Here is an 8,447-nt window from a genome sequence, read left to right as displayed (position 1 = left end):
CTTACACATTTTGGTGTTTGTCTTTGTTCAGTTTTCAATGAGCTTCGTTGCCTGAAACGCTTTCCGCTGTCTCAGCGACAACTTCTATATACTACCATGTACCTGCTTAAGTTGTCAAGAACTTTTTGAATGTTTTTTTAAGTTTCCTCAAAAAATTTCTATTAAGTTTTTAACGCTTTGTTGACAGGAACTATACTATAGCATCTAACTCTTTCTCGGTCAAGTAATTTTTTTATCTTTTTTAATACATTTTTTGACGCAATCAGAAATTATTCTACTATTTATAGTGTGAGGTGATTAGTTGATGTATTTTTTTGTCTTTATTATAGGATCTATTATCGGAAGTTTCTTACTTTGTTCTGTTGACAGATATCATACCCCAATTTTATCAAGAAATTCTCGGTCTGTTTGCAGCGCTTGTCAACATAAACTTGCTTTTTGGCATTTAATACCTTTATTTTCCTATATCATTCTAAAAGGTCATTGCTTCTATTGTCAGCGTAAATTACCTTTTTATTTATTTTGTGCTGAACTGTTTGCTTCTATTAATTTAGTAGTACTATATATTCATCACAGTTGTTTATCGATCAGTGACATATTCATATACCTAATTATATATCTTATCCTCCTACTAATGTCTTTTTTTGACTATTTGTACTTGTATGTACCTGACTTTTTGCAATTTTGTTTTCTTATAATAGGAATATTGTATAACCACATAAATGGTACGACCTATTGGTCTCACTTTTTCATGTGTGCTTCTTTGTCTCTAGTACTATTATTCTTAGACAATCCTTGGATTGGAGGAGCTGATATTAAATTTATTTGTATCTCACTATTGTACTTGCCCTTAATCAAGTTTCCAGAATTTATTTTTATGGCTTCTAGCTTAGCAATCTTATTTATCTTTTCCTCGCTCCATAATAATAAAAATCGACAAATTCCTTTTATTCCTTTTCTTTGTTTTTCACTTATCTATTATATTTAAAAAGCAAGCTACGTATATACAATATACGAGCTTGCTTTTTAAATATTATTTCATCTGTTGCGGTTCTTCTACCGTTGTTTCGTTACCTATTAAATCATCTACTGGTGATGGAACTGTATCTTGTGTTGTTTCAATTTCTAGGTCACGATAATAGTTCATACCGGTTCCTGCAGGAATCAGTTTTCCAATAATAACGTTCTCTTTCAGTCCAATTAAATAATCTCGATCTCCACGAATGGCAGCATCCGTAAGAACCCTAGTTGTTTCTTGGAAGGAAGCAGCTGAAATGAATGATTTAGTCTCTAAGGCCGCCTTAGTTATTCCTAATAAAACAGGTCTTGCTGTTGCTGGAGTTTCCCCGCTTGTAATAGCTTGCTGATTTGCTTTAGCAAAATCTGCAATATCCATTAAAGCACCTGGTAAAATTTCCGTCGATGCTGGGTCCATAACTCTCACTTTTCTGAGCATTTGACGAACCATCACCTCAACGTGCTTATCACCAATTTCTACCCCTTGTCCGCGATAAACCGCTTGAACTTCACGCATTAAATACTTCTGAACAGTTAATACATCTGTAACTGCCAACAATTCTTTAGGGTCAATCGAACCTTCTGTTAAAGCTTGTCCCCTCTTGACAGTATCACCTTCATTAACTTTGAGTCGAGCAGCATAAGCTACCTTATAGGTACGTTCATCAGTTACACCACTTACAGTAATCTCTTTAATCCGCTCACTTTGTTTTTCTTCTATTGAAGTAACTGTCCCTGCTACCTCTGTAATTGTCGCTTGTCCTTTAGGATTTCTTGCTTCAAATATCTCTTGAATACGCGGTAAACCTTGGGTGATATCACCCCCACCTGCAACTCCACCAGTATGGAAAGTACGCATGGTTAACTGAGTACCAGGTTCTCCAATAGATTGAGCTGCGATGGTTCCAACCGCTTCACCAACTTCAACTTCTGTACCTGTTGCAAGATTACGTCCATAACAGTGTTTACACACGCCATGATCAGTGTTGCATGTAAAGACAGAGCGAATAGTAACAGACTCTACACCTGCTTTTACTATTTCTGCTGCTTTAGTATCTGTAATTAACTCCTGTGCTTTAACAATAAATTCTCCGGTTTCAGGATGTAGAACCGTTTTATGCGCATACCGCCCTTGCAAACGTTCTTCCAAGGACTCAATAACAGAATTTCCATCCGCAATTTCATAAATTTCGACTCCACGGTCAGTTCCACAGTCCTCTTCACGAATAATAACATCTTGTGCCACGTCCACTAGACGACGAGTAAGATATCCTGAGTCTGCCGTTTTTAAAGCCGTATCGGTCATCCCTTTACGAGCACCATGAGTTGAAATAAACATTTCCATAACATTTAGACCTTCTCGGAAATTTGACGTAATTGGTAATTCTATAATTTTACCAGATGGTGCGGCCATATTCCCACGCATACCAGCCAATTGCGTAAAGTTTGAAATGTTACCCCTCGCTCCTGAATCAGACATCATGAAAATCGGATTCAATCTAGGTAAACTCTCTTGAAGATCAGATTGAATTTGATCTTTTGCTTGTTCCCAAGTACGAATAACACTTTCATATCGTTCATCTTCCGTTAAAAGTCCACGTCTACGCAAGCGCGTAATTTCATCAACTTTGTTATGAGCTTTCTCCAAGATTCCAGGTTTACTATCTAAACGGAGAACATCTGCCACACCGACAGTAATACCGGCACGGGTTGAATATTTATAACCTAAATCTTTAAGTTTATCTAGCATCATAGAAGTTTCAGTAATTTGAAATAGCTTGAAAACTTCTGCAATAATATTTCCAAAATGCTTTTTCTTAAAAGGAGGGACAGGATCCATAGCAGCAATCGCTTCAGCCACATTTACTCCCGGTTCTAGAAAATACTTATCTGGAGTCTTCTGAGTTAAGTTTTCGTTAGATGATTCATTTAGATAAGGAAACTCTTCTGGCATTATACCATTAAAAATCAATTTCCCTACCGTCGTAACCATTAAACGTTCCTTTTGCCAATTAGTAAATGGTTTGTTCCCCAAAACTTTAGCAGGAATCGCTATCCTAGAATGTAAATGAACATAGCCGTTTTGATAAGCCAGTTCAGCTTCTGAAGCAGAACTCATGATCATGCCTTCTCCAACTCGTCCTGGTTCTTCAATAGTTAAATAGTAATTACCCAAGACCATATCTTGCGATGGAGTTACCACAGGTTTCCCATCTTTTGGATTCAAAATGTTTTGCGCCCCAAGCATTAAAAGTCTCGCCTCAGCTTGCGCTTCTTCAGAAAGGGGCACATGGACAGCCATTTGGTCCCCGTCAAAGTCAGCATTATAAGCCTCGCAAACTAGAGGATGAAGACGGATTGCTTTCCCTTCAATTAATACCGGTTCAAATGCTTGAATTCCTAAACGGTGAAGAGTAGGTGCTCGGTTAAGTAATACTGGGTGTTCACGAATAACTTCTTCAATCACTGGCCAAATAGCATCATTTTGTGTTTCAATCATTCTCTTTGCATTTTTAACGTTACCAGCTATTTCACGTTCCACAAGTTCTTTCATCACAAAAGGTTTAAAAAGCTCTATCGCCATTTCTTTCGGAATTCCACATTGATACATTTTTAACGAAGGGCCAACCACAATTACTGAACGGCCAGAATAATCGACACGTTTCCCTAATAGGTTTTGACGGAAACGACCTTGCTTCCCTTTCAGCATATGTGATAAAGATTTTAATGGGCGATTACCCGGTCCCGTCACTGCTCGTCCACGACGACCATTATCGATCAGAGCATCTACAGCTTCTTGTAACATGCGCTTTTCGTTTTGAACAATAATACTAGGTGCTCCAAGATCCAGTAATCTTTTCAAACGATTATTACGATTAATAACTCGTCGATATAAATCATTTAAGTCGGAAGTTGCAAAACGTCCTCCTTCAAGCTGGACCATTGGCCGTAAGTCAGGCGGAATGACCGGTAAAACATCCATAACCATCCACTCAGGATTATTTCCTGATTCATTGAACGAGTCTAAAATATCCAACCGACGAATAGCTCTTGTACGTTTTTGGCCTGTAGAGGTTTTTAATTCCTCTCGCAACATTTCGATTTCGCCTTTTACATCGACAGCCTGTAACAATTCCTTAATGGCTTCTGCTCCCATTTTGGCATAAAATCGATCGCCAAATTCTCGCTTTTTCTCTCGATATTCTGTTTCTGTCAAAAGCGATTTTGTTTCTAGCCCTGTATCTCCTGGATCGATGACTACATAAGAAGCAAAATAAATAATTTCTTCTAACAGACGGGGACTCATGTCTAGCACTAACCCAATTCGACTTGGAATCCCTTTAAAATACCAAACATGTGTAACAGGAGCAGCTAATTCAATATGTCCCATTCGTTCACGACGAACTTTTGAACGGGTCACTTCCACACCGCATCGATCACACACACGACCTTTATAGCGTACACGCTTCAACTTACCACAAGCGCATTCCCAATCTTTCGATGGTCCAAAAATACGTTCACAGAATAATCCGTCTTTTTCTGGTTTTAAAGTTCGGTAGTTAATAGTTTCTGGTTTCTTCACTTCACCATAGGACCAGCTACGAATTTTTTCTGGGGATGCCAAACCAATTTTCATGGAATCAAATTTATTAACATCTATCAAGGGGCCGACCTCCTTCTTGATTTAAAGCTAGAGAACTTCTAGCCTTCTATGGAGTGCCTTTTCTCCATTGGCTCCAAGGCATTTAGTCCTTTTATACTATTATTTTTATGCTATTTACTAGCTGAACTTTCTTTTTGTTCAGCTGCTTTTTGATCTTCTTTGTACTTTTCAAGAGCATTGAAGTTGACTACATCATCATCATCATCATCATCTAATAGTTCAATTTCTTTGTCATCAATGTCTAGTACCTTTAAATCTAAGCCCAAAGCTTGTAGCTCTTTTACAAGTACACGGAAAGACTCTGGTACTCCTGGTTGAGGGATTCCTTCTCCTTTGACAATTGATTCATAAGTTTTGACACGTCCTACTACATCATCTGATTTATAGGTCAAAATTTCTTGTAATGTATAGGCCGCACCATAAGCTTCTAATGCCCAAACTTCCATCTCACCAAAACGCTGTCCTCCAAATTGAGCTTTACCACCCAAAGGCTGTTGAGTAACCAATGAATATGGACCTGTCGAACGAGCATGTAATTTATCATCTACCATGTGAGCTAATTTCAGCATGTACATAACGCCAACTGATACTTTACGATCAAACGGTTCTCCTGTTCGACCATCATATAAGATTGTTTTTGCATCTTGCTCCATACCAGCCTCTTTGACTGTTGACCAAACATCTGTTTCATTTGCTCCGTCAAATACAGGAGTGGCAATTTTAATTCCAAGTTGTCTGCCCGCCATTCCCAGATGAAGCTCAAACACTTGTCCTATATTCATCCTTGAAGGGACACCTAATGGATTTAACATGATATCTACAGGCGTGCCATCCGGCATAAACGGCATATCCTCTTCTGGCATAATTAAAGAGACGACCCCTTTGTTACCATGACGACCAGCCATTTTATCTCCAACTTGAATCTTACGTTTTTGAACAATATATACGCGGACTAATTTATTAACACCTGGAGCCAGTTCATCTCCATTCTCACGAGTAAACACTTTAACATCATGGACGATTCCTCCTCCACCGTGCGGAACTCTTAAGGAAGTATCACGAACTTCTCGAGCTTTCTCTCCAAAAATAGCATGTAATAAGCGTTCTTCAGCAGAAAGTTCAGTTACCCCTTTCGGTGTTACCTTACCTACCAAGATATCTCCGTCTCTTACTTCTGCTCCAATTGAAATAATGCCATCCTTATCTAAGAACTTAAGAGCATCTTCCCCAACATTAGGAATTTCGCGAGTAATTTCTTCAGGACCTAATTTGGTATCACGCGATTCAGACTCGTATTCTTCAATGTGAATAGAAGTATACACATCATCTTTAACTAAACGCTCCGACATAATGATCGCATCTTCATAGTTAAAGCCTTCCCAAGTCATAAATGCTACAAGAGGATTTTGCCCTAGTGCCATTTCACCATTCTGCATGGATGGACCATCCGCTAAAATTTCTTGAGCATCCACTATATCACCTAATTCAACGATTGGACGCTGATTATAACACGTTCCCGCATTTGAACGAGCAAACTTTGTCAAACGATATTCATCTGTTGTCCCATCTTCTAATTGGACTTTTATCTTATTCGAATCTACATAAGTCACTCGACCAGGACGTTGGCAGATTAACGCCGCTCCAGAGTCATGAGCCGCTTTATATTCAATGCCAGTCCCAATGATCGGAGACTGCGGCTTAATAAGTGGTACTGCTTGCCGTTGCATATTAGCTCCCATCAGAGCACGGTTAGAGTCATCATTTTCTAAGAAAGGAATAGAAGCGGTCGCAACCGCTACAACTTGTTTTGGTGATACATCCATATAATCAACCGTTTCAACAGCAACTTCTAAGTTTTGATCCTTATAACGAGCCATAACAGTATCATTTACAAAGCTTCCATCCTCATTTAGGCGAGAGTTTGCTTGTGCAATCGTATATAAATCTTCTTCATCTGCTGATAAATATACAATATCTTTAGTTACAACTTTATTTTCTTTATCTACCTTACGATAAGGAGTTTCAATAAAACCAAAGCGGTTAATCTTTGCATAAGACGATAAGGAGTTAATTAAGCCAATATTTGGCCCTTCTGGTGTCTCAATTGGACACATCCGACCGTAGTGAGAATAGTGAACATCACGAACTTCATACCCAGCGCGATCTCGAGTCAAACCACCCGGCCCTAGAGCAGACAGGCGTCGTTTATGCGTAAGTTCTCCCAGTGGATTAGTTTGATCCATAAACTGTGATAATTGAGACGAACCAAAAAATTCTTTGATAGATGCTACCACAGGTCGAATATTAATCAATTGTTGAGGTGTCATGGTTGAAATATCTTGTAAAGACATTCTTTCACGAACCACACGTTCCATTCTAGATAGCCCAATTCTAAATTGATTTTGTAAGAGCTCTCCTACAGACCGAATACGACGATTACCTAAGTGATCGATATCATCAGTAACTCCTATTCCATCATCCAGCAATAGATAATAATTCATTGAGGCAATAATATCCGCAGGAGTTAAGTTGTGTACTCCTTCAAGATTAGCATTTCCTACAATGTTTACCACCCGTTCAGAATCTGCCGGTGAATAAACTTTAATTACTTGCAAATCAATCGGATCTCCTACAACCCCTTCTGGAGATGGGGTGTAAGTAAAGACATTTAAACCATTATTTAAATGCGGGATCAAAACTTCTAAATTCTCATTGGTTAGCTCTGTTCCTTCAGTAAAGATGACTTCTCCTGTTTCTGGATCCGCCAATGTCTCTGCTAATGTCAGTCCTAATAAACGATTCTTCAAATGTAGTTTTTTATTTAATTTATAACGTCCTACTGGCGCTAAGTCATAGCGACGTGGATCAAAAAAACGTGCTGTCAATAAATTACGTGAAGAATCCGCTGTTTTTGGTTCTCCGGGGCGGAGTCGTTCATAAATATCCTTCAGCGCTTCTTCTGTACGTGAATCAGAAATATTTTTATGAACGTCTTTTGTCAAAGTATCATTTAACAAACTGGTTTCAGAAAGAATCTCAACTATTTCATCATCTTCCCCAAAACCAAGTGCGCGCATTAAGGCAGTAATAGGAATTTTACGCGTACGATCAATTCTTACATACGCAATACCTTTAGCATCTGTCTCAAACTCTAACCATGCCCCGCGATTTGGAATAACTGTCGAGGTAAAAGTATGACGTGATTTTTTATCAACCTTATCGTGGAAGTAAACACCAGGCGAACGAACAAGCTGAGAAACAATTACTCGTTCTGCACCATTTATAATAAAAGTTCCCATGCTGGTCATGATAGGGAAATCGCCAAAGAACACTTCTTGTTCCTTTACTTCTCCTGTTTCCTTATTAACCAAACGTAAACTTACATAAATAGGCTTCGAATAATTCGCATCATGTGCACGCGCCTCTTCTACTGTATACTTCGCCTCCTTAAATGAATAATCGTGAAAATAAAGTTCTAAATTTTCACTATGATCGACAATCGGTGAAATATCTTCGAACATTGTCTTTAATCCCTCATCAAGAAACCATTGATAAGAATCCGTTTGGATTTCAATTAAGTTGGGTAATTCTAAAACTTCATCGATACGAGCATAACTACGACGTTCTGCTTTTTTACCGTATTTTACAACATGATGATTTTGACTCAAGCGGTTCACCCCTCTATATTATTAACGCAGGAAATGATAATTCTAGTGGACGTCTTTAAACCAAGGAATAACATTAACGTTTTGTTACAAAAATTACT

At 38.4% G+C, this 8,447-nt stretch carries 3 protein-coding genes; 1 reads left to right on the top strand and 2 read right to left on the bottom strand.

What is annotated here, in order from left to right:
- Positions 1-304: 304 nt before the first annotated feature.
- A complete protein-coding gene (locus HZY91_RS11215) occupies positions 305-988 on the top strand; it encodes a prepilin peptidase (RefSeq protein WP_197116169.1) in 684 nt (227 codons plus the stop codon).
- 45 nt (positions 989-1,033) lie between these two features.
- Here HZY91_RS11215 and rpoC read toward each other — a convergent pair whose 3' ends face one another.
- On the bottom strand, positions 1,034-4,681 hold the full coding sequence (gene rpoC / locus HZY91_RS10290; RefSeq protein WP_197116168.1) for a DNA-directed RNA polymerase subunit beta': 3,648 nt from the start codon (positions 4,679-4,681) through the stop codon (positions 1,034-1,036).
- Positions 4,682-4,791: 110 nt separating this feature from the next.
- A complete protein-coding gene (rpoB, locus tag HZY91_RS10285) occupies positions 4,792-8,349 on the bottom strand; it encodes a DNA-directed RNA polymerase subunit beta (RefSeq protein ID WP_197116167.1) in 3,558 nt (1,185 codons plus the stop codon).
- Positions 8,350-8,447: the final 98 nt, after the last annotated feature.

The organism is Facklamia lactis (genome assembly GCF_015863205.1).
Taxonomy (GTDB): domain Bacteria; phylum Bacillota; class Bacilli; order Lactobacillales; family Aerococcaceae; genus Facklamia; species Facklamia lactis.
This window is presented reverse-complemented; position numbering and strand designations above follow the sequence as displayed.